The organism is Corynebacterium sp. HMSC077G07 (assembly GCF_001809225.1).
Classification (GTDB): Bacteria; Actinomycetota; Actinomycetes; order Mycobacteriales; family Mycobacteriaceae; genus Corynebacterium; species Corynebacterium jeikeium_D.
In genome coordinates this window covers 1-1,411 of record NZ_KV796516.1, presented here as the reverse complement: position 1 = coordinate 1,411, position 1,411 = coordinate 1, and the positions used below count along the sequence as shown (strand labels likewise).

The following is a 1,411-nucleotide window of genomic DNA, read 5'->3' as shown; positions in this document are numbered from 1 at the left end:
GGGTTAAGTAGCAAAAAGTGTGTCCGCTCGGCGTGTTGCGGGGCGGGCACACCGTTTGTTACTTCATGGGGCCTTTTCTGATTCCTATCGAGTGTTCGTACTCGGTTGGGATAGCGTTGTCGTAGAAGGCTGGTCGGCCTGTTTCATGGTCGGCTTTGTTGTGGTCTTCTTCGACAAGATCGTTGACTTTGGCGAGTTGATCTTGGCCGAAATTGCACTGCCTGGCGATCTTTAATGGGTCGTCAGGCAGTTGCGTTTTCGAGTGCAGGTACCACTCGAGCATTTTTCGTTGGCGTTCCCCGGACCTGCCGCGATGCGCGTCGGCGATGCGTTTGAGCCCGGCGTTGATGCCGCCTTCCAGACTGTTTGTCGTTGAAGCCCAGCGTTGAGGCTCAAGCGCATTCGGTGGTGGCTGCAGGTAGGTAAACAGCCATCCTTTCCGTGAGAGGTGCAGCAGGGAGTTGTATGCCTTGCGAACTCGCAGATGGGTCCATTCCCACTGGTTGTTGAGTGTGCGGCGCTCTTTTGACACGGGCGTTTTCTCGTTGAGGAATGCTTTGAATACCTGTCCGAAGTCGTGCAGACGCAGCGTCCACTCCCGTGCCTGGTCGAGTGTGGTGATACGGGTCAGTTTCAACGCCAGGGCGTAGATGGCTTTGCCGGCGTCGGTGCGTGGTCGTGATGTGGTGTAGCGGCGGATGACGCGTTGCGCATGGACGAGGCATCGTTGGATTATCGCGTTCGGCCAGCAGGCTTTAATCGCAGTAAGTGCGCCTTGTCCGCCGTCGAGGACGACGCAGAGCGGCTCAGCGATTTTGCGGAGTAGCTGCGTGTAGGCGTGGGCGGTTTCGTGTTTGGTCCAGTGCCATGCGATGACGTGGTCGTGGCTGGCTGCGACGAGCAAGCATCCGGCGGCGGTGTAGGTACCGTCGATGAAGATCTGGTCGTAGATGCGCTGTGGGTCACCGTCGTTGGGGATGTCGATGAGCCAGAACGGTTTGAATCGGCGGTCAAGTGTCCAACGGCTTACCCCTTGTTGCTGGGCGAGTTCAGACAACGTTGCTGTGGAGGTGGCATAAGAGACGAAGGCTTTAAAGTCGCGGGTCTGCGTGCGGTCGGTGCGGGTTCGTGTCGTGGAACTGCCGCAGTTCGGGTCCTTGCATCGCCACCTGGTTGTGCCTTTAGAAGTGGTTCCGTTTTTCTTCATTTGCCCAGCGCATATCGGGCATCGTGGTCTGTTTTTACTCACCCGGAAAGCACACCAACCCCCGATTAGCACATGCGGGTGCCATTCCGGTGGATTGAACACTAATCGGGCGGATATAAGGTCTTGATGCTTATATCCGCCCGATTTACCCAGCCTAATCAGCAGTAATGCTGAAAGTCAGACACACTTTTTGCTACTTAACCC

1 protein-coding gene is annotated in these 1,411 nt (G+C 56.5%); it reads right to left on the bottom strand.

Annotation, left to right across the window (positions count from 1 at the left end):
* Positions 1 to 58: 58 nt before the first annotated feature.
* Positions 59 to 1,249: an IS1249 family transposase gene (locus HMPREF2562_RS00330; protein WP_162838042.1), complete on the bottom strand. Its 1,191-nt coding sequence runs from the start codon at positions 1,247 to 1,249 to the stop codon at positions 59 to 61.
* Between the last annotated feature and the right edge of the window lie 162 nt (positions 1,250 to 1,411).